The organism is Streptomyces sp. NPDC058373 (genome assembly GCF_042723275.1).
Lineage (GTDB): Bacteria > Actinomycetota > Actinomycetes > Streptomycetales > Streptomycetaceae > Streptomyces.
Window position 1 is genome coordinate 1 of record NZ_JBHXJE010000071.1, and the last position, 19,092, is coordinate 19,092.

General features: G+C 74.8%; 16 protein-coding genes and 3 pseudogenes. 12 read left to right on the plus strand and 7 right to left on the minus strand.

Going from position 1 to position 19,092, the window contains the following annotated elements; all coding sequences use genetic code 11:
• Positions 1–333: 333 nt before the first annotated feature.
• A complete protein-coding gene (locus tag ACFWMZ_RS26915; protein ID WP_383180506.1) occupies positions 334–1,434 on the plus strand; it encodes a PP2C family protein-serine/threonine phosphatase in 1,101 nt (366 codons plus the stop codon).
• 141 nt (positions 1,435–1,575) lie between these two features.
• Here the strand turns inward: ACFWMZ_RS26915 and ACFWMZ_RS26920 are convergent, their stop codons facing one another.
• The 3 genes from ACFWMZ_RS26920 to ACFWMZ_RS26930 all read right to left on the minus strand — a co-directional run bounded on the left by ACFWMZ_RS26920 (position 1,576) and on the right by ACFWMZ_RS26930 (position 4,981).
• Entirely contained in the window at positions 1,576–2,226 is a 651-nt protein-coding gene (locus ACFWMZ_RS26920; protein WP_383180515.1) for a TetR/AcrR family transcriptional regulator, read from the minus strand.
• 474 nt (positions 2,227–2,700) lie between these two features.
• The gene (locus ACFWMZ_RS26925; protein WP_383204717.1) at positions 2,701–3,561 is read right to left on the minus strand and encodes a 3-hydroxybutyryl-CoA dehydrogenase; all 861 of its coding nucleotides are present in this window, start codon (positions 3,559–3,561) and stop codon (positions 2,701–2,703) included.
• 397 nt (positions 3,562–3,958) lie between these two features.
• Positions 3,959–4,981 (minus strand): DMT family transporter, encoded by a 1,023-nt coding sequence (locus ACFWMZ_RS26930; RefSeq protein ID WP_383204720.1) that lies wholly within the window; start codon positions 4,979–4,981, stop codon positions 3,959–3,961.
• Between ACFWMZ_RS26930 and ACFWMZ_RS26935 the strand changes: the two genes are divergently transcribed.
• The 8 genes and pseudogenes from ACFWMZ_RS26935 (at position 4,980) to ACFWMZ_RS26970 (ending at position 12,190) form a co-directional block, all read left to right on the plus strand.
• Entirely contained in the window at positions 4,980–6,473 is a 1,494-nt protein-coding gene (locus ACFWMZ_RS26935; RefSeq protein ID WP_383180526.1) for a PLP-dependent aminotransferase family protein, read from the plus strand. The two genes, ACFWMZ_RS26930 and ACFWMZ_RS26935, sit on opposite strands and share 2 nt — an antisense overlap.
• A gap of 249 nt (positions 6,474–6,722) precedes the next feature.
• Positions 6,723–6,902: pseudogene (locus ACFWMZ_RS26940) on the plus strand (GNAT family N-acetyltransferase); the annotation flags it as partial.
• Positions 6,903–7,079: 177 nt separating this feature from the next.
• Positions 7,080–7,655, plus strand: a complete 576-nt coding sequence (locus ACFWMZ_RS26945) for a histidine phosphatase family protein (RefSeq protein WP_383204735.1) — start codon at positions 7,080–7,082, stop codon at positions 7,653–7,655.
• A gap of 27 nt (positions 7,656–7,682) precedes the next feature.
• Positions 7,683–7,847 (plus strand): annotated as a pseudogene (locus ACFWMZ_RS26950) (ATP-binding protein); the annotation flags it as partial.
• Positions 7,846–8,139: pseudogene (locus ACFWMZ_RS26955) on the plus strand (TetR/AcrR family transcriptional regulator); the annotation flags it as partial. The pseudogenes ACFWMZ_RS26950 and ACFWMZ_RS26955, both read left to right, overlap by 2 nt.
• 82 nt (positions 8,140–8,221) lie before the next feature.
• Entirely contained in the window at positions 8,222–9,094 is an 873-nt protein-coding gene (locus tag ACFWMZ_RS26960) for a GNAT family N-acetyltransferase (RefSeq protein WP_383204723.1), read from the plus strand.
• 168 nt (positions 9,095–9,262) lie between these two features.
• On the plus strand, positions 9,263–9,883 hold the full coding sequence (locus ACFWMZ_RS26965) for an NAD(P)-dependent oxidoreductase (protein ID WP_383180535.1): 621 nt from the start codon (positions 9,263–9,265) through the stop codon (positions 9,881–9,883).
• 84 nt (positions 9,884–9,967) lie between these two features.
• On the plus strand, positions 9,968–12,190 hold the full coding sequence (locus ACFWMZ_RS26970; RefSeq protein ID WP_383180538.1) for an NADP-dependent isocitrate dehydrogenase: 2,223 nt from the start codon (positions 9,968–9,970) through the stop codon (positions 12,188–12,190).
• A 238-nt stretch (positions 12,191–12,428) separates the two neighbouring features.
• Here the strand turns inward: ACFWMZ_RS26970 and ACFWMZ_RS26975 are convergent, their stop codons facing one another.
• The gene (locus ACFWMZ_RS26975) at positions 12,429–12,854 is read right to left on the minus strand and encodes a DUF5997 family protein (RefSeq protein ID WP_383204726.1); all 426 of its coding nucleotides are present in this window, start codon (positions 12,852–12,854) and stop codon (positions 12,429–12,431) included.
• Positions 12,855–12,890: 36 nt separating this feature from the next.
• Between ACFWMZ_RS26975 and ACFWMZ_RS26980 the strand changes: the two genes are divergently transcribed.
• A complete protein-coding gene (locus ACFWMZ_RS26980; protein ID WP_383180544.1) occupies positions 12,891–13,709 on the plus strand; it encodes a LysR family substrate-binding domain-containing protein in 819 nt (272 codons plus the stop codon).
• Positions 13,710–13,742: 33 nt separating this feature from the next.
• Here ACFWMZ_RS26980 and ACFWMZ_RS26985 read toward each other — a convergent pair whose 3' ends face one another.
• The 3 genes from ACFWMZ_RS26985 to ACFWMZ_RS26995 form a co-directional block, all read right to left on the minus strand.
• Positions 13,743–14,321 (minus strand): GNAT family N-acetyltransferase, encoded by a 579-nt coding sequence (locus tag ACFWMZ_RS26985; protein WP_383180547.1) that lies wholly within the window; start codon positions 14,319–14,321, stop codon positions 13,743–13,745.
• A gap of 232 nt (positions 14,322–14,553) precedes the next feature.
• Positions 14,554–15,561 carry a MerR family transcriptional regulator gene (locus ACFWMZ_RS26990; protein ID WP_383204729.1) on the minus strand — a complete coding sequence of 336 codons (1,008 nt, stop codon included), beginning with the start codon at positions 15,559–15,561 and terminating at the stop codon, positions 14,554–14,556.
• A gap of 3 nt (positions 15,562–15,564) precedes the next feature.
• Positions 15,565–16,266, minus strand: a complete 702-nt coding sequence (locus tag ACFWMZ_RS26995) for a HEAT repeat domain-containing protein (protein ID WP_383204738.1) — start codon at positions 16,264–16,266, stop codon at positions 15,565–15,567.
• Positions 16,267–16,631: 365 nt separating this feature from the next.
• Between ACFWMZ_RS26995 and argC the strand changes: the two genes are divergently transcribed.
• Together argC and argJ are read left to right on the plus strand one after the other, a co-directional pair.
• Positions 16,632–17,660 carry an N-acetyl-gamma-glutamyl-phosphate reductase gene (gene argC, locus ACFWMZ_RS27000; protein WP_383204732.1) on the plus strand — a complete coding sequence of 343 codons (1,029 nt, stop codon included), beginning with the start codon at positions 16,632–16,634 and terminating at the stop codon, positions 17,658–17,660.
• Positions 17,661–17,776: 116 nt separating this feature from the next.
• The gene (gene argJ / locus ACFWMZ_RS27005) at positions 17,777–18,928 is read left to right on the plus strand and encodes a bifunctional glutamate N-acetyltransferase/amino-acid acetyltransferase ArgJ (protein ID WP_383180556.1); all 1,152 of its coding nucleotides are present in this window, start codon (positions 17,777–17,779) and stop codon (positions 18,926–18,928) included.
• The last annotated feature ends 164 nt before the right edge of the window (positions 18,929–19,092 follow it).

Sequence of the window (19,092 nt, forward strand, 5' to 3'; positions counted from 1 at the left end):
ATTCTCACCAACATGTCCTCTCTCTCCCGGTGGGTGTTGTGGTGGTTGGCGTTTTTCTCGGGCCGCTCGGCGCGCGCGCCCCCCCCCCCCCCCCGCCCCCCCCCGCCCGGCGTACCGCCCGTCCCGCCGGACGGCGGTGCGCCACTGAGTGAGGGGCCTGCCCGGCAGCCGGGCAGGCCCCTCACTCGTTCGGGTGGGAACCCGGCCCACCCCGGCCGTGCCGCCCGCACCGCCGGACAGAATCAGTCCGGCCGAAGGGGTGGGCCCCACCGGACGCGGTGCGCGGTGCACCGGCTCCCCGACCCCCGGCCACCCCCTCAGGGAGGCCGTCGGATGTTCCGTACCAAGCCTGTCAGCCGCGCCGCGCGGTCCCGAGCGGCCGGTGGAGCCCGGCCGGCCCGACACCACCCCCTCGCCTCCCTCGTGCCCGCCCTGCTCTGGGGTGCCGCCGTCCTCGGCTACAAGTACGCCTGCCCCTTCGCCCAGCGTGACGACCTGCCGACCCGGATCGGCACCAGCGCCGTCCTCTTCGCGGTCGGCGCGGCCCTCATCGCCCGTATCCACCGCAGCCTCCTGCGGGACCTGCGGCGGATCGACGAGGTGGCCGGGGCGGCCCAGGGCGTCCTGCTCCGCCCCCTGCCCGCCCGCCTGGACGGCCTGGCCCTGGCCGCCCGCCGCTTCTCGGCCCACCCGGCGGCCTCGGTCGGCGGGGACCTCTACGAGGCGGTCGCCACCGACCACGGCGTACGCGTCGTCATCGGTGACGTGCGCGGCCACGGGCTGACCGCCATCGGCACCGTCGCCACCGTCCTCGGCAGCTTCCGCGAGGCCGCCCACGACGAACCGGCGCTCGGCGGCGTCCTGCGCCGTCTGGACCGCGCCCTCACCCGCGACCTGCGCCGCCGGGCCCGCCTGGAACATCCGGCCAACGCCCCCGCCGACCCCGAACACCCCCTCGCCGAGGAGTTCGTGACCCTCCTCCTGCTGGAGATCCGCCCCGACGGCACCCTCCTCACCGTCAACTGCGGCCACCCCTGGCCCCACCTGCTCTCGGCCGGCGCCGAGCCCCTCAGCCGAGCCGACCCGCTCCCGCCGCTGGGCCCCTTCCCTCTCCCCACCGACCTGCCGGTCCGCCACTGCGGCCGCCTCCTCCCCGGCCAGGGCCTGGTCCTGCACACCGACGGCGTCGAGGACGCCCGCGACCCGTCGGGCCGCTTCTTCCCCCTCGTGGACACCCTGTGCCACATCGCTGACGGCCCGTTCACGGCCCAGACGGCGGCCACCGCCCTCCACTCCGCCCTGGTCGACCACAGCCAGGGCCCACCCGCCGACGACGCGGCGGTGGTGGTCCTGTGCTCGGAACGCTCGCGGACGGTGCCACCGCAGGGGGGCGGCCGCGAGCCTTGGTCGGCGCCGCAGCCGTCGGTGCAGTGACCTAGCTCCACCGGTTTCATCGGAAACAGGGTCAGCACGGTCCACAGAGTGCGAAACTCGGCGCCAATATGACGAACTGACGAGTTCCGCTCATGGCGACAGCTGCCCACGGTGACGGTCCGGTTCCCGACGAGGCGCGCGTCATCCCGACCGCGCCTGCCGCGACCGTTCCTCGGCGGCGTCGATCGCCGGGGCGAGCGGAGCGATCGTGGCGCGGAGCAGGTCGGGCAGGGAGCCCGACGCGATGACCAGCCCCCCGTTTCCGGCGGAGCGGTCGATCGTCGCGCCGAGCCACTGGTGCAGGGCGATGCGTACGGCGGCCGCCACACTCGCCGCCAGCACACGGGCGGTGGGCGTGGTGGTGTCGCCCAGGCGGAGGCCGATCGCGTCGGCGAGGGGGTGCTCGATCTCCGTCGCCGCCTCCAGGAAGGCGTCGCGCAGGGGCGGGCTGGCGGTGATCAGGAACCGCTCGGTGTCGCCCGGCTCGGTGTACCTCGTCAGGATCGCGTCCGTCAAGGCGTCCGCGAGGCGGTCCTCGGCGGGCGCGGCGGCGACCTCCGCCGCGATCCGGGCTTCCCGTTCGGCGGTGATGGCGGCGACGATCGCCTGTTCACGGCTGGAGAAGTAGTTGTTGTAGGTCCTGGGGGAGACCCCGGCGGCCTCCGCGATGTCGTCCACCCGGACGTTGTCGGGCCCACGCTCCAGGGCCAGGCTCAGGGCCGCTTCGCGCAACGCCACCCTGGTCGCCCGCTTCTTCTGCTCGCGCAGTCCGGTCCGCCTCGTCGTCGTCACGCCCGCAGTCTCCCAGCTCAGGTACGGGGACGCAAAAATGCGTGCGCGCAAACTTGCGTGCACGCAAGAACGGGGTTACTCTCGAACCCCGACAGAGAGGCCACCTCCGTGCGCGCCAAAGGCATCTGTTACGACACCGGTTTCGTCCGTCCCGGGAGCAACTCGCGGGCGTCGGGGGGCCATGGCGTCACCTACCCCGACATGCCCTGGGAGCCGAAGGCGGCTTTCGCGGCGGTCGCCGATCACTATCGGGGCGGCTGAGTGGCTGAGTGAGTGGTGATGGGCGGACGGGTGGGCACGGGCCATGCTGGTCGATGAGGGTGGCCGGCACCCGCCACAGCGCGGCTCGTGGGAGCTGCGGGAAGGCGAGACGCGAAGAGGCCGCCCCCTCGCGGAGGAAGGAGCGGCCTCGGTGTCTCGCGGCCTCTGGCTCTCAGGCCCGTGGCGTCCGGGTCTCGTGCGGGCCCGTTCAGCTCACTGGTACGCGTAGAACCCCGACCCCGTCTTGCGGCCGAGGCGGCCCGCGTCGACCATGCGCTGGAGGAGCGGGGGTGCGGCGTACAGGGGTTCCTTGTACTCGGCGTACATGGAGTCGGCGACCGAGGCGACCGTGTCGAGGCCGATGAGGTCGGAGAGTTTGAGGGGGCCCATGGGGTGGGCGCAGCCCAGTTCCATGCCGTTGTCGATGTCCTCGCGGCTGGCGATGCCGGACTCGAACATCCGGATGGCGGAGAGGAGGTACGGGATCAGCAGCGCGTTGACGACGAAGCCGGAACGGTCCTGGGCGCGGATCGCGTGCTTTCCGAGGAGCTTCTTTACGACAGCCTGGGCGCGGCTGAGGGTGCCCTCGGAGGTGGTCAGTGCCGGGATCAGCTCCACCAGGCTCTGCACGGGGGCCGGGTTGAAGAAGTGAATGCCGATGACCTGGTCCGGGCGGGCGGTCGCCACGGCCAGCTTGACCAGCGGGATGGAGGAGGTGTTGGAGGCCAGGATGGCGTCCTCGCGGGTCACGACCTGGTCGAGGACCTGGAAGATCTCGGTCTTGACCTGCTCGTTCTCCACCACGGCCTCGATCACGAGGTCCCGGTCGGCGAACTCGCCGAGGTCGGTGGTGAAGGTCAGCCGCTCCAGGGTCTCGTTCAGCTCGTCCTCGGTGATCTTCCCGCGCGCCGCTGCCTTGGTGAGGGAGTTCTGCAGGCGGGTGCGGCCGATCTCCAGGGCCTCGCCGGTGGTCTCGGCGACCATCACGTCGAGCCCGGAACGGGCGAACACCTCGGCGATGCCCGCTCCCATCTGGCCGCAGCCGACTACGCCGACGCGTGCGATATCCGCCATCGAGTCCGTCCCTCGTGTCTCTCGCTGATCTTCGGACCGGCTACGTCCAGGGTGCGGACGTGCGCCTGAACGCTGAACGTTACTCCGGATGAGTGCCCGCGTGGCGAGCCGGGGCGCCCTTCCGGAGCCGCGAAAGCCCCCGTAGGGGGATGAAGGGGAAGGGAGGGGCGAAAAGGGCGAAGCGGGTATTCAGGGTGGGGTGGATGGCGGTGGCGCCGGTCTCGTGCGGGATGTGCGGTCGGGGCGGTCTCCGAGCGGAGGGGAGGGGGCCTGTGAGGATCGGCACGCCCTCCGGAGGCGGGGCGGGCGCTGCTCGGGGGGCGGGGCGGTGGCGCTGTGTGACGGCGGCGCCGCGCGAGGTGTGGGGAGGCGGGGTCGCGCGGCGCCGCCGTGGCCGTCAGTCGCGGGCGCGCTGGGTGACGGCGATGCAGACGAGGACGCCCGTCGCCGCCAGCGGGGCGGCCCAGGTCAGCTCCTCGCCGAGCAGCCAGAACGACCAGGCCAGCGTCATCAGCGGCTGGGCGAGCTGGAGCTGGCTGGCCCGGGCCACGCCGATCCCGGCCATGCCCCGGTACCAGACGTACAGCCCCAGGAAGGTCGACCCGGCGGCGACCCAGGCCAGGCCCACCGCGCCGTGCATGCTCCAGCGGACCGGTTCCAGGCTGAGAGCGAGAGCCGACCCGGCGACCGTGACGGGCAGGCAGAGGACCAGTGCCCAGCCGACCACCTGCCAGCCGGGCATCAGGGAGGCGAGGCGGCCGCCCTCCGTGTACCCGGCGGCGCAGACCAGGAGCGCGCCGAAGAGGTACAGGTCGCCGGTGGACAGGGCGCCGGCACTCTGCTGCCAGGTGAAGGCGGCCACGACCGCCGCCCCCGCCACCGCGGCCGTCCAGAAGGTCCGCGAGGGGCGCCGGCCGGTGCGCAGTGCCGCGAGGGCGGCCGTGGTCAGCGGCAGCAGGCCCACTACCACGGCCGCGTGGGCGGTGGATGAGGTGCCCAGCGCCAGCGTCGTCAGCAGCGGGAAGCCGATCACCACGCCCCCGCCGACCACCGCGAGCCCGGCCCAGTGCCGCCGCTCGGGCAGTGGCGCGCGCTGGGCCAGCAGGAACACCCCGGCGACGGCGGCGGCGAGGACGCCGCGTACGGCCACCAGCGACCACGGGCCGAAGCTTTCCAGGCCCCAGACGGTGGAGGGGAAGGTCAGGGAGAAGCAGAAGACGCCCAGCAGGGCGAGGGCGGTGTTGGCGCCGGCGCCCGGAGCGCGGCCCGGTGGCGGGGAGGCGGCGCGGGTGCCCGCCGGGGACCCGGCGGCTGTGCCGGTCGCCCGCGCCGTGGACGGGATCGGGGGAGGGCTCGCGGGAGGGGGCGGGGGAGTGACCGCTTTCGCGGTGTAGGCGGTAGCGCTACTCTGTGCTCTCATGACCGAGCGTAGCAGTGTGACGGAGTTGGCCGTAGCCCTGCGCCAGGAAGTGGACCGCTACTCTCCGGGCGAGCGTCTTCCGTCGAGCCGAGTGCTGGTCGAGCGGTACCGGGTCAGCCCGGTGACCGTCTCCCGGGCCCTCGCCCAGCTCGCCGCCGAAGGGGTCGTCGTCACCCGGCCCGGCTCCGGCGCGTACCGGGCCGAGCCGAGTGGCGCCGCCGCCCCGGCGCCCGGGGACACCTCCTGGCAGGAGGTCGCCCTGTCGGCGCAGACCGCCGCCGGGCCCGTGCCCCGTTCCGTGGACGCCTCCGGTGTCCTCGTCACGCTCGCCGAACCGCCACCTGGCGTCGTCGAGTTCAACGGCGGCTACCTCCACCCCTCGCTCCAGCCGGAGCGGGCGCTGGCCGCCGCGCTGGCCCGCGCCGGGCGCAGGCCGGGGGCGTGGAACCGGCCGCCGACCGACGGACTCCCGGAGCTGCGCGCCTGGTTCTCCCGGGAGATCGCCGGGCCCGGCGGCGAGGCCGGGCCGACCGGCGCCGACGTACTGGTCACGGCGGGCGGCCAGTCCGCGCTGACCACGGCCCTGCGGGCGCTGGCGCCGCCCGGCGCGCCGGTCCTCGTCGAGTCGCCGACCTACCCGGGGATGCTCGCCGTCGCCCGGGCGGCGGGGCAGCGCCCCGTCCCCGTACCCGTCGACGCGGACGGGCTGCGGCCCGAGCTGTTCGCGGCGGCGCTGCGGGCCACCGGCGCCCGCGTCCTGGTCTGCCAGCCGCTCTTCCAGAACCCGACCGGTGCCGTGCTCGCCCGCGAACGGCGCCGTGAAGTGGTCCGGATCGCCCGGGAGGCCGGAGCGTTCGTGATCGAGGACGACTTCGCCCGGCGCCTCGCCCACGAGGACGCCGGGGCGCTGCCGCCGCCGCTCGCCGCCGACGACCCGGACGGCGTCGTCGTCCACCTCCGCTCGCTCACCAAGATCACCTCGCCGAGCCTGCGGGTCGGCGCGCTCGCCGCCCGGGGGCCGGTGCTGGAGCGGTTGCGCGCCATCCAGGTGGTCGACCAGTTCTTCGTCCCCCGCCCCCTCCAGGAGGCCGCCCTCGAACTGGTCGGCTCCCCGGCCTGGCCCCGCCACCTGCGCGCGGTCGCCGCCGCGCTGCGGCCGCGCCGCGACCACCTCGCCGCCGAACTCCGCCGCCAGGTGCCCGCGCTCGTCCAGGCCGCCGCGCCCCGGGGCGGCTTCCACCTGTGGGTCCGCGCTCCCGAGGGCACCGACGAGGCCGCTCTCACCGGGGCGGCACTCCGCGCCGGGGTCGCGGTCACCCCCGGCAGGCCGTACTTCTGCGCCGAGCCGCCCGCCGTCCACCTGCGCCTCGGCTTCGCCGCCACCGCCGGCACGGCCGAGATCACCGAGGGGGTACGCAGGCTCCGCGCCGCCTGTGAGGAGGCGCTGCCGGGCGGCCCCGACGGCGCCGAACCGCCGGGAGGGCCCCGGTGAACCGGCTGCCACCACCCGCCCCCGCCTGTGAACACCGCCCCAGCGATCGACACCTCGGAACTCCTCGACGCCGCCGCCCGACACCCGCTGCCTCCGGGGCACGTCTGCTCCGCCGGCCCCGCACGCTTCGACGCGGACCTCGTCCACCACTGGCTCTCCACCGACGCCTACTGGGCACTGGGCCGCAGCCGCGAGGCGCAGACGCAGACGCTCGCCTACGGGGTGTACGAGGAGGCGTCCGGCGCGCAGGTGGGATGCGCGCGCCTCGTCACCGACCTGGCCGCCCTCGCGTACCTCTGCGACGTCTGCATCGCCCCGGCCGCCCGGGGCCGGGGCCTCGGCACCTCGTTCATGGCCGCCGTCCTCGCCGACCTCGTCCGGCGCGCGCCGCACGGCATGCGCCGCGTGCTCCTCGCCACCGACGACGCCCACGGGGCGTACGCCGAGCTGGGATTCACCCCGCTCCCCCAGGCCCGCTCAGTGGATGGTCCTCGGCGCGCCCTGAGCCGTCGCCGCCGCACCGGCGGTCGCGGCAGCGGCCGTTACTCAACTCACCTGGAACCAGGCCCTCTTGACCCCGAAGGCGATACCCTCCACGATCGCCGCATGCACGTTCGGGTGACGCTCGTCACAGCACCGCTCGGCGCCTCACGCCTCGCCGAGCGGTTCGCCGACGACCGCCCCCTGGACCAGGCCGCCTGGCACGCCGTGCAGCTCGCCTCGCACGCCCTCGTCCCGCTCTGCGCCGCCGACCTGCGCTACTGCTCCCCGACCCACCGCAGCCGGGCCACCGGCGACGCCCTCGGCTTCGCGCCGCTCGTCCAACCCGCTCTCAGCGACTGGGACATGGGGTCCTGGCGGGGCCTGACCCTCGGCGAGGTCGCCGCCCACGACCCGCGCGCCGTCGACAGCTGGCTCCGCGACCCGCGCGCCGCGCCGCACGGCGGGGAGAGCCTGCTCGACTTCGTCACCCGGGTCGGCTGCTGGCTCGACACCCGCCCCTTCGAGGACGGCAACGCCCTGGTCGCCGTCGCCGAACCCGCCGTCGTCCGGGCCCTGCTGGTCTACGCCCTCAAGGCGCCCCCGGCCACCTACTGGAACGTCGACCTGGGCCCCCTCTCCACCGCCGCCCTCACCGGCCATCCGGGCCGGTGGAGCTTACGGCTGGAAGCACCCCGCTGAGCCGCCGGCGCGGCTACCCTCGGCGAGGTGATCATCTGGCTGAACGGCACCTACGGCGCCGGCAAGACCACCACCACCCGCGAACTGGCCGCCCTCCTCCCCGGCTCCCGGGTCTTCGACGCCGAGACGGTGGGCGCGCTGCTCGGCCCGGTGCTCGCCTCCGAACCGGTCGGGAACTTCCAGGACTGGCCGGCACATCAGCACCTTCCGCGGCCTGGTGGGCATCCTCACCGAGGCGATGGACGACGAGGGCACCCCGTCCCACGCCGCCTGCGCGGCCATGCACCAGGGCGCCGCCGACCTGCTCACGGCCGCGCAGGAGGCGGGCCAGGTCCGGCCCGATCCCACGCCGGACGAGCTGTTCGACCTGCTGACGGCGGCCGCCTGGGTACGTGAGCACGCCACGGCCCGGCCGGAGGCGAGCCCCCGGGTGCTGGAGCTGATGCTGGAGGGGGTGGCGGCTGGGGCGGGCGCCCGCCCCTGATCCGCGCACCCGGCGGTGCCGCCGTCCCGTCCGCACCGGAAAACGGCTTGGCTCCCGGCGCCGCCGGTGGTGGGGTCCCGCCATGGACACTCCACCGCGCGTCGCCGCCCCCGCCACCCCGAGCCCCGACGAGCTCCGGGCGTACTACGACCTCCGCATGCGCCGCCAGGCACGCCCGGACGGCCCCGGCGCCGTGGTCGAGCGCGTCGGGGGGAGCCTGCGCCAGACCGGCGGGCCCGACGGGTGGGACGGCGTGGTCTGGTCCGGGCTGGACGTCGGCGAGGCCGACGCCGTCATCGCCGCGCACGTGGCCCACTTCGCGGCCCTGGGGCGCTCCTTCGAGTGGAAGCTGTACGGGCACGACCGGCTGCGTCCCGCCGCGGGCCGCTCCGGCGAGGATGCCGACGGGCTCGCGGCCCGGCTGCGCGCGGCGGGCTTCGTCGCCGAGCCGGCGGAGAGCCTGATGGTGGCCGAGGCCGACCGGCTGCCGCACCGGGTCCCGCTGCCCGCGGGGATGCGACTGCACCGCCTGACCGGCCCCGACGAGGCCGACCTGGTCGCCGAGGTCCACCAGGCCGCCTTCGGCGACGACCGCACCCGGATCCGCGCCTGGGTCTGCGCCCTGCTCGCCGACCGCCCCGCCGGCAGCGCCGTACTGGTCGTCCTCGACGGTGACCGGCCGCTGAGCGCGGGCCGGCTGGAGTGGGACGAGGGCGGGGAGTTCGCCGGACTGTGGGGCGGCGGCACCGTCCCGGCCGCCCGTGGGCTCGGCCTGTACCGGGCCCTGGTCGCCGAACGCGCGCGGATCGCCGTCGAGCGGGGCGTGCGCTGGGTCCAGGTCGACGCGACCGACCGGAGCAGGCCCATCCTGGACCGACTCGGCTTCCGCACCCTCACCACCACGACCCCCTACGTGTGGACGCCGCCGGCCTCGACCGCCTCCCGGCCCGGCTGACCGCCGACCGCCCGTGCGCGGTGGCGGGTGCGTGGAGCCGCGCCTAGCGTGATGCTGCGGCGGCCCGCACCGTCCCGCGCGGCCGCCGGGGAAGACCCCGCGGGCCCGGGAAAGGACACCGATGAGCAGTGCCGCCGCCGAGCACCGCGCGCCCGGGCGGAGCGCCCGGTGAACCTCACCGTCTTCGGCGCCACCGGCCGCACCGGACGCGCCCTGCTCACCGCGGCGGCCGCCGCCGGCCTGCCCACCACCGCCCATGTCCGCGATCCCGCCCGCCTCGCCGGAGCCCCCGCAGGGCGGATCGTCACCGGGTCGGTCTTCGAGCGGGACACCGTCCTGGACGCGCTCGACGGCGCCGACGCCGTGGTCGTCGCCTTCGGCCTGCGCCGCCGCGAACGGCGTACCCCGCTCTACGCCCAGGGCACCCGCAACGTCGTGGACGCCATGCACCTGCTCGGCGTCCACCGCCTCCTGGTCGTCTCCGAGGCCGCCTACGGCGACCACGTGCAGGGCACCGTCCAGCGGGGACTGGCCAAGCTGTACGGCACCGTCGCCGCCCCCGCCGTACGTGGACGCCGGGAGCAGGACGCCGTGGTCACCGCCAGCGGCCTCGACTGGACCGTCGTCCGCCCCGCCGTCCTCACCGAGGGGCCCGCGCGCGGCCACCGCCCACCCTCCACCGCCCCGCGCCGGGCCGACACGCACCGCCTCACCTACGCCGACCTGGCCGGGCTGATCCTCCAGGCGCTGCCCGACCCGGCCACGTACCGGCGCAGCCTCTACCCCTGAAGGGGCGGAGGGCCCTTTCGGGTGGAGGGGTCCGACGAGATATCTTGATGTCGAGCAATGTTGCAGACGTGGAGCGGAGCACCGGTGACTGACTCGACCATCATCTATACGCACACCGACGAGGCCCCGGCCCTGGCGACGTATTCGTTCCTGCCGGTCGTCGAGGCGTACGCCTCGACGGCGGGTGTCACGGTGGAGCGCCGTGACATCTCCCTCGCGGGACGGATCATCGCGAGCTTCCCCGAGCGTCTCGCCGAGGGCCAGCGCATCGAGGACGCCCTCGCCGAGCTCGGCGAACTCGCCAGGACGCCGCAGGCCAACATCATCAAGCTGCCGAACATCTCGGCCTCCATCCCCCAGCTCAAGGCGGCCGTCGCCGAGCTCCAGGGGCAGGGCTACGCGCTTCCGGACTACCCGGACGACCCGAAGACCGACGAGGAGAAGGACGTCCGCGCCCGGTACGACAAGGTCAAGGGCAGCGCCGTCAACCCGGTCCTGCGCGAGGGCAACTCCGACCGCCGCGCCCCGGCCTCGGTGAAGAACTACGCAAAGGCCCACCCGCACCGCATGGGCGCCTGGACGGCCGACTCCAAGACCAACGTCGCCACCATGGGCGTCGACGACTTCCGGTCCACCGAGAAGTCCGCGGTCGTCGCCGAGGACGGCACCCTGCGCATCGAGCTCGTCGGTGACGACGGCTCCACCACCGTGCTGCGCGAGTCCGTACCGGTCCTCGCCGGCGAGGTCGTCGACGCCTCCGTGCTGCGCGTCGCCGCCCTGCGCGAGTTCCTGACCGCGCAGATCGCCAAGGCCAAGGCCGAGGACGTGCTGTTCTCCGTCCACCTCAAGGCGACGATGATGAAGGTCTCCGACCCGATCATCTTCGGCCACGTGGTCCGCGCCTTCTTCCCGAAGACCTTCGCCCAGTACGGCCCGGCGCTCGCCGCCGCCGGCCTCAGCCCCAACGACGGCCTCGGCGGCATCTACAAGGGCCTGGAGGGGCTGCCCGAGGGCGCCGAGATCAAGGCGTCCTTCGACGCCGAGCTGGCCGAGGGCCCGGCGCTGGCCATGGTCGACTCCGACCGCGGCATCTCCAACCTGCACGTCCCGAGCGATGTCATCGTGGACGCCTCCATGCCCGCGATGATCCGCACCTCCGGCCACATGTGGGGCCCGGACGGCGGGGAGGCCGACACCCTGGCCGTCCTGCCGGACAGCAGCTACGCCGGTGTCTACCAGGCCGTCATCGAGGACTGCCGCGCCAACGGCGCCTTCGACCCCTCGACCATGGGCTCGGTCCCCAACGTCGGCCTCATGGCGCAGAAGGCCGAGGAGTACGGCAGCCACGACAAGACCTTCGAGGTGCCCACCACCGGCACCGTCCGCGTGGTCGACACCAGGAGCGGCGAGGCCGTCCTGGAGCAGACCGTCGGCGCCGGCGACATCTTCCGGATGTGCCAGACCAAGGACGCGCCCATCAAGGACTGGGTGAAGCTCGCCGTCACCCGCGCCCGCGCCACCGGCACCCCGGCCGTCTTCTGGCTGGACGAGGGCCGCGCCCACGACGCGCGCCTCATCGAGAAGGTCCGGGCGTACCTGCCGGAGCACGACACCGAGGGTCTGGAGATCAAGATCCTCTCGCCGGTCGAGGCGACCCGCTTCTCCCTGGAGCGCATCCGCCGCGGCGAGGACACCATCTCCGTCACCGGCAACGTGCTGCGCGACTACCTGACCGACCTCTTCCCCATCCTGGAGCTGGGCACCAGCGCCAAGATGCTGTCGGTCGTCCCGCTGATGAACGGCGGCGGCCTCTTCGAGACCGGCGCCGGCGGCTCCGCCCCGAAGCACGTCCAGCAGCTCGTCAAGGAGGACTACCTCCGCTGGGACAGCCTCGGTGAGTTCCTCGCCCTGGCCGTCAGCTTCGAGCACCTCGCGCAGACCACCGGCAACGCCCGCGCCCAGGTGCTGGCCGACACCCTGGACCGCGCCACCGGCACCTTCCTCAACGAGGACAAGTCGCCGAGCCGCAAGATCGGCGGCATCGACAACCGCGGCAGCCACTTCTACCTCGCCCTGTACTGGGCGCAGGAGCTGGCGCAGCAGAGCGACGACGCCAAGCTCGCCGAGGCGTTCGCGCCGCTGGCCGCGACCCTCGCGGAGCAGGAGGAGACGATCGTCGGCGAGCTGGCGGCCGTCCAGGGCAAGCCGGTCGACATCGGCGGCTACTACCAGCCCGACCCGGCCAAGGCCGAGGCCGTCATGCGCCCGTCGAAGACGCTGAACCAGGCGATCGCCACCCTCGCCTGACCCCGCGCGGTCCACGGACCGCACCGGCCCACCGCCCCGCCCCGGACCTGGCGTCCGGGGCGGGGCGGCGTCGTCGCGCGGGCCCCGCGGGAAGCCGCGCCGGGTGGCGGGGCGAGGGGGAGTTACGGCGCCGGGCACCCGAGGCATGCCGACGGCGCGGCCCCGCAGGGCCGCGCCGTGCGCCTCGCGTCTTCGGAGCGCGGCCTGGGAGAGGCCCCGCTCCGGCTGCTCGAAAAGGTCAGTCGTCCGCCTGGGCCGACTTCTCGGCGCGGGCCGCGTCGCGCTCCTTGAGGCGGACGGTCTCCTTGCGGACCTCGGCCTGGGTGGCGCGCTCCTTCTCCAGCCACTCGGGCCGCTCGTCCTTCAGCGCCTCGATCTGCTCGGTGGTGAGTGCCTCGGTGACTCCGCCGCGGGCGAGCCCGGCGATGGAGACGCCCAGCTTGGCGGCGACGACCGGCCGCGGGTGGGGGCCGTCGCGCCGCAGGTCGCGCAGCCACTCGGGCGGATCGGCCTGGAGGGCGTTGAGCTCGGCCCGTGAGACGGGCCCCTCCTGGAACTCACTGGGGGTGGCCGGGAGGTACACACCCAGTTTCTTGGCCGCGGTCGCGGGCTTCATGGTCTGGGTGCTCTGGTGCGAGGTCATGCTGACCAGGGTATCCAGCATGTGCGCCTCCTCCGAACCGGCCGGTAGCCTGGCCCGGTGACAAGCTCCGAAGACCGGCCCGCCGCCGACGCGTCCCCGTCCTTCCGGCTCGCGTTCGTCCCCGGCGTGACCCCCGGCAAATGGGTGCGGATCTGGCAGGAGCGGCTCCCCGAGATCCCCCTCGCCCTGGTGCAGGTACCGGCCCCCGACGCCTTCGCCACGCTGCGCGGGCGCGAGGCCGACGCGGGGCTCGTACGGCTGCCGGTGGACGGCGCGGACCTCAGCGCCATCCCCCTCTACACCGAGACCACCGTGGTCGTCGTCCCCAAGGACCACCTGCTGACGGCGCTGGACGAGGTGACCGTCGACGACCTGGCGGACGAACTCGTCCTCCACCCGCTGGACGACCCGCTCGACTGGGAACACCCGCCGGGCCTGCCCGCGATCGAACGCCCCGCCACCACCGCCGACGCGATCGAACTGGTGGCGGCCGGGGTCGGCCTGCTGGCCGTGCCGCAGTCGCTGGCCCGCCTGCACCACCGGCGCGACCTCACCTACCGCCCGCTGCTGGACGTCCCCGAGTCCCGCGTCGCCCTCTCCTGGCCCGAGGAGCACACCACCGACCTGGTCGACACCTTCATCGGCATCGTCCGCGGCCGCACCGTCAACAGCACCCGCGGCCGCCTCCCCGCCCCGGCGGGCCGGCCGCAGGGCAAGGGCTCCGACGGCAAGGGCGCCCCGCGCAAGGCGCCGACCAAGTCCGGTGGGAAGAACCCGCGCGGCGGTGGCGGGGGCGGGCCGAAGGGGGCCAAGGGCGGCAAGGGCGCCGGGGGGTCCAAGGGCGCCAAGCGGGGCAAGCCGCGCCGCAGGTCGTGACCACCGCCTGGGCCCTGCCGCCCGGCGCCGGTGTCACCCGCCGGCCACCTGGGGCAGGCCCTCTGGGCCGACCGGGACGGGAAGGCGCCAGACGACCTCGATGCCGCTCTCCCCGGGCGCCGTCGGGCCGCCCGGCTTCGGGGCCCTGCTGATCTCGGTGAAGCCGAGCCGCGCGGCGACGGCGCCGCTCGCCTGATTGGCCTCGTCGTGGTGGATCGTCACGTGGTCCACGTCCGGCATCGCCCGCACGGCCGCCACGAGCGAGCCGACGGAGCGGGTGACCAGCCCCCGGCCCGTCCACGCCGGGTGGATCCAGTACCCGATCTCCAGGCCGCCCGGCCCGATCCGCCGCATCAGCCCGCAACTGCCGAGCACCTCCCCGCCGACCGTCAGCGCGTACGTGTACGCCTGCCCGGTCTCCCACTCCTCGTCGCAGCGGGCCAGGTACTCCTCGGTCTCCCGCGGGCCCTGGCCGGCGGCCCAGGGCATCCACGGCGCCAGGTGGTCCCGCGACTCGGTGACGGCCCGGTGCAGCGCCTCGGCGTCCTCGCTGCGCCAGCGGCGCAGCTCAGCGGGGCCGGCGGGGAGGATGTCGGCGGGCGGGGTGTCCATGCGGGGATGATTCCGCAGCCGGTCTCGCCCGCGCAAGGGCCTTCTTGGGGTGGAGCCCGCGGTGGGCCGGGGCCGGCGAGCGGGCGGCCGGCGGGGCTCCTGCGAGGACCGGCCGCGGGCCGGGACCACGCTCCCCCCACCCCGGCCCCGGTGTGGTGGCGGCGGGCCATGACTGGCGCTGAGGTGGACAACCACCGGGGAGCGGCCCGGCGGCGTGCCCGGGTGGAGGGGCTCAGGGCGTGGCGTCGCGCAGCCGCAGAAGGTACGTCGCGGTCAGCGCGACGGCGCGGTCCTCGTCGCGCGACAGCTCCACGAGGGTGCGTACGGCCACCGCCCCCGGGACGCCCGCCAGTGCCTGGGTCAGCCGCCCGCGTCCGGGCGGGGGAGTGGCGGGGTCGGCGATGCGGTCGGCCAGCCCGGTGGCGATCCGGTCCGCCTTCGCCGTGTCGTCCGCCAGCACGCTCAGCACGTCGGCCGCGTCCGTGTCGTTCCGCCCCTCCACGATCATGTCCATGAGCACCGGGACGGCGTCGGCCTCGTTCCGCGCGCCGAGCGATAGAGCCGCGTACCCGCGGACCGCGGCGTCCCGGTGCGCAAGAGCCTCCCGGAGCCGCGCGGCGGCCTCCTCGCCGGGCAGCTCGGCGAGGGAGCGCACGGCGCGCTCGCGCACCGCGGCCACCGGTGAGCCGAGGCCCTGTGCCAGCAGCGCCGGGCCGCCCCCGCCCGAGCGCGCCAACGCCCAGCGCAGGGCTCCGGCGACGTTCGGCTCCGTCTCGCTCAGCACCGCCTCGACCAGGGCCTCCACCGGCACCGGAACCTCGTCGGCCGAGGAGAGCGCCGCCCGCTGGCGCGCGTCGGCGCTCTTCGACCCCAGGGCCTGGAGGAGCGCGACGGCCTGGAGGACATCCTCCCAGCGGGCGGGGCCCGCGGCGTCGATCCGGCGCAGCCGCGTGAGCAGCTCGGTCTCCGCCGCGATCCGCTCACGCGTCCGGTCGATGAGGTCGCCGACCAGCGTCGAGGGCGCGAAACCGGGGTCGTCGAGCGCCCGCCCGATCTCGCGCAGCGACAACCCCAGCGACCGCAGGCTCTCGACGTGGAAGATCCGCCGGATGTCCTCCCCGGAGTACTCCCGGTAACCGGATCCGGTACGCGCCGAGGGCCGCACCAGCCCGAGCGACTCGTAGTGCCGGAGCATGCGGGCGCTGACACCGGACCGCCGCGCCACCTCACCGATCAGCACGTCCTAGCCTTCCTCCCCGCCGGAGCCGCCGAGGGCCACGACGCGCTTGGCCTCCTCGATCGCGAACCCGAAGCCGGTGTCCGGCTCCCGCAGCAGCCGCTCGGTGGCGAGCGCGTGCGCGCGCACGCCCGGGTCGGCGGCGGTGGCCGCGGTACGTAGCACCGGCGTGATCGCCTCCCCGAGCGCGACCAGCGCCCGGCTGAGACTCAGGTGCGTCTCCCGCTCCCCGCGCCCGAGCTGCGTCGCCAGCACCTCGGCCAACTCCGGCTCCCCGCCCTCCGGCACCAGCGCCACCGCGGCCCGCCAGGCGCTCCGCGCCACCTCGTCGTCGGCGTCCGTCAGCAGCGCCCGGGTGATCGCCGGGTACGCCTGCCGGTCCCCGATCTTGGAGAGCGTGTGCAGCGCCTGGCTCCGCGCCTGCGCCCGCTCCGAGCGCAGCGCGCCCAGCAGCGCGGGAAGCGTGAGCGGGGCCGGGTGGCGGGTCAGCGCCCAGGTCAGCATGTCCCGGACGAAGAACTCCGATTCGACCGCGCACCGCTCGACGAGCGGGCCGACGAAGCGCGGGTCAGGCGCCGTACCGACCGCCAGAGCGGCCCGCAGCCGCACGGACGAACGTCCGTCCTCCAGTCCGCCGAGCGCTCGCCTCACGTGCACGTCCCCGCCGTCCACGTCCTCGTCCTGCCCCGCCTGTCCCATGACCGTCATCGAGACCACCTCCTCGGTGAGCAGTGAAGACCTTGCCACCGTGTCAGGGTCAAGCGCGGCCCGGCGCGCGCCCCGTCCACGGACTCCGCGTGAGGGCACCGGCCCTCGGCCTCAGAGTCGCGATACACCCGGTGTCGGAGGCGGTCCCGCCCTCGCGTCGGCCACGGGCTCCTGCCGCTCCCGTTCCTCGACGGTCCTCCCCTTCCATCTGGCCCGCCCATACTCGCCCCACCCGCCTGGCCGGACACCGCGTCCGCCCTCAGCCGTCAGCCACGCGCTCAGGCGCCGTCGCCCCGGCCCCACCGACCCTCGTTGCATAAACGTGCACCTATGCGTATAGTCATGCCACCTAGAAGGAGGGTTCCATGACGGTACGCGCGGCAGTGGCGGGCGCGAGTGGGTACGCGGGCGGTGAGGTGCTGCGGCTGCTGCTCCAGCACCCCGAGGTCGAGATCGGCGCGCTGACCGCCAACTCCAACGCGGGCCAGCGGCTCGGTGCGCTCCAGCCGCATCTGCTGCCGCTCGCCGACCGGGTGCTGGCGGCCACCACCCCGGAGACCCTGGCCGGGCACGACGTCGTCTTCCTGGCGTTGCCGCACGGGCAGTCGGCCGCCGTCGCCGAGCAGCTCGGGGACGCGGTGCTGGTGGTGGACATGGGGGCCGACTTCCGGCTCGCGGACGCCGCCGACTGGGAACGGTTCTACGGATCGCCGCACGCCGGGACCTGGCCCTACGGCCTCCCCGAACTGCCGGGAGCCCGCGCCGCGCTCAAGGGGTCCAGGCGCGTCGCGGTGCCCGGTTGCTATCCCACCGCGGTGTCGCTGGCGCTCGCCCCGGCCTACGCCGCCGGCCTCGCCGAGCCCGAGGCCGTGGTCGTCGCCGCCTCCGGCACCTCCGGCGCGGGCAAGGCGGCCAAGCCGCACCTGCTGGGCAGCGAGGTCATGGGCTCCATGTCGCCGTACGGGGTGGGCGGGCTGCACCGGCACACCCCGGAGATGATCCAGAACCTCAGCGCCGCCGCCGGGGAACGGGTCACCGTCTCCTTCACCCCGACGCTGGCCCCGATGCCGCGCGGCATCCTCGCCACCTCCAGCGCCAAGGCCCGCCCCGGCACCGACGCGGCGAGCCTGCGCGCGGTCTACGAGAAGGCGTACGCCGACGAGCCGTTCGTCCAGCTGCTGCCCGAGGGGCAGTGGCCCGCGACCGGCGCCGTCCACGGCTCCAACACCGCGCAGCTGCAGGTGGCGTACGACGAGGCCGCCGGGCGGATCCTCGTCATCAGCGCCATCGACAACCTGACCAAGGGCACCGCGGGCGGCGCCGTGCAGAGCATGAACCTCGCCCTCGGCCTGCCCGAGACCAGCGGACTGCCCGCCACCGGCATCGCCCCCTGAGCGGGGCACGGGCGGCGGACCCGGGCGCGTCCCCCGTACGGGAGGCGCCCTGAGACACGCCCCGGGCCCAGGCGGCGCCGGGGTGGACGAGGCCGGAAGGCCGGAAGGAGAAGACCGTGAGCGTCACGGCAGCACAGGGATTCACCGCGGCGGGCATCGCCGCGGGCATCAAGGCGAACGGCAACCCGGACCTGGCCCTCGTGGTCAACACCGGGCCCCGTCGATCCGCTGCGGGCGTCTTCACGGCCAACCGCGTCAAGGCCGCTCCGGTGCTCTGGTCCGAGCAGGTCGTCAAGGACGGCCAGGTCGCCGCGGTCGTCCTCAACTCCGGCGGGGCCAACGCCTGCACCGGTCCGCGGGGCTTCCAGGACACCCACGCCACCGCCGAGAAGGCGGCCGAGATCCTCGGCGAGGGCGCGGGCGACATCGCGGTGGCCTCCACCGGCCTCATCGGCGAGCTGCTGCCCATGGACAAGCTGCTGCCCGGCGTCGAGACGGCCGCGGCCGCGCTCAGCGCGCACGGCGGCGAGAAGGCCGCCATCGCCATCAAGACCACCGACACCGTCCACAAGACGGCCGTCGCCACCGGCGACGGCTGGACCGTCGGCGGCATGGCCAAGGGCGCGGGCATGCTCGCCCCCTCCCTCGCCACCATGCTGGTCGTCCTCACCACCGACGCCGACCTGGACAGCGGGACCCTGGACCGGGTGCTGCGCGGCGCGACCCGCACCACCTTCGACCGGATCGACTCCGACGCCTGCATGTCCACCAACGACACCGTGCTGCTGCTGGCCTCCGGCGCCTCCGGCAAGGCCCCCGCCGAGGCGGAGTTCGCCGAGGCCGTCCGCACCGTCTGCGACGACCTGGCCCGTCAGCTCATCGGCGACGCCGAGGGCGCCAGCAAGGACATCCGCATCGAGGTCGTCGGCGCGGCCAGCGAGGACGACGCCGTCCAGGTGGGCCGCACCATCGCCCGCAACAACCTGCTCAAGTGCGCCGTGCACGGCGAGGACCCCAACTGGGGCCGGGTGCTCTCCGCCATCGGCACCACCGACGCCGCCTTCGAGCCCGACCGGCTCGACGTCGCCATCAACGGCGTCTGGGTCTGCAAGGACGGCGGCGTCGGCGAGGACCGCTCGCTGGTCGACATGCGCTACCGCGAGGTCACCATCACCGCCGACCTGCACGCGGGCGACGCCTCCGCGGTCGTGTGGACCAACGACCTCACCGCCGACTACGTCCACGAGAACAGCGCGTACTCCTCCTGACCCGCCGCCGGGGGGGGGGGGCGCCCCCCCCCCCCCCCCCCCCCGGGGCCCCCCCCCCCCCCCCCCCCCCCCCCCCCCCCCAAAAAAAAAACCCCCCCCCAAAAAAAAAACCCCCCCCCCCCCCGGGGGGAACAAAAAAAACGCCCCGACACCGCCCCGCAAAC

What these genes read in the sequence shown, in the direction of transcription:
- ACFWMZ_RS26925 (WP_383204717.1), bottom strand. Translation starts at nt 3,561, where the DNA reads ATGGCGGATATCGCACGCGTCGGCGTAGTCGGCTGCGGCCAGATGGGA.
- ACFWMZ_RS26935 (WP_383180526.1), top strand. Translation starts at nt 4,980, where the DNA reads ATGACCGAGCGTAGCAGTGTGACGGAGTTGGCCGTAGCCCTGCGCCAG.
- ACFWMZ_RS26945 (WP_383204735.1), top strand. Translation starts at nt 7,080, where the DNA reads ATGCACGTTCGGGTGACGCTCGTCACAGCACCGCTCGGCGCCTCACGC.
- ACFWMZ_RS26995 (WP_383204738.1), bottom strand. Translation starts at nt 16,266, where the DNA reads ATGACGGTCATGGGACAGGCGGGGCAGGACGAGGACGTGGACGGCGGG.
- ACFWMZ_RS26930 (WP_383204720.1), bottom strand. Translation starts at nt 4,981, where the DNA reads ATGAGAGCACAGAGTAGCGCTACCGCCTACACCGCGAAAGCGGTCACT.
- ACFWMZ_RS26985 (WP_383180547.1), bottom strand. Translation starts at nt 14,321, where the DNA reads ATGGACACCCCGCCCGCCGACATCCTCCCCGCCGGCCCCGCTGAGCTG.
- argC (WP_383204732.1), top strand. Translation starts at nt 16,632, where the DNA reads ATGACGGTACGCGCGGCAGTGGCGGGCGCGAGTGGGTACGCGGGCGGT.
- ACFWMZ_RS26915 (WP_383180506.1), top strand. Translation starts at nt 334, where the DNA reads ATGTTCCGTACCAAGCCTGTCAGCCGCGCCGCGCGGTCCCGAGCGGCC.
- ACFWMZ_RS26960 (WP_383204723.1), top strand. Translation starts at nt 8,222, where the DNA reads ATGGACACTCCACCGCGCGTCGCCGCCCCCGCCACCCCGAGCCCCGAC.
- ACFWMZ_RS26975 (WP_383204726.1), bottom strand. Translation starts at nt 12,854, where the DNA reads ATGCTGGATACCCTGGTCAGCATGACCTCGCACCAGAGCACCCAGACC.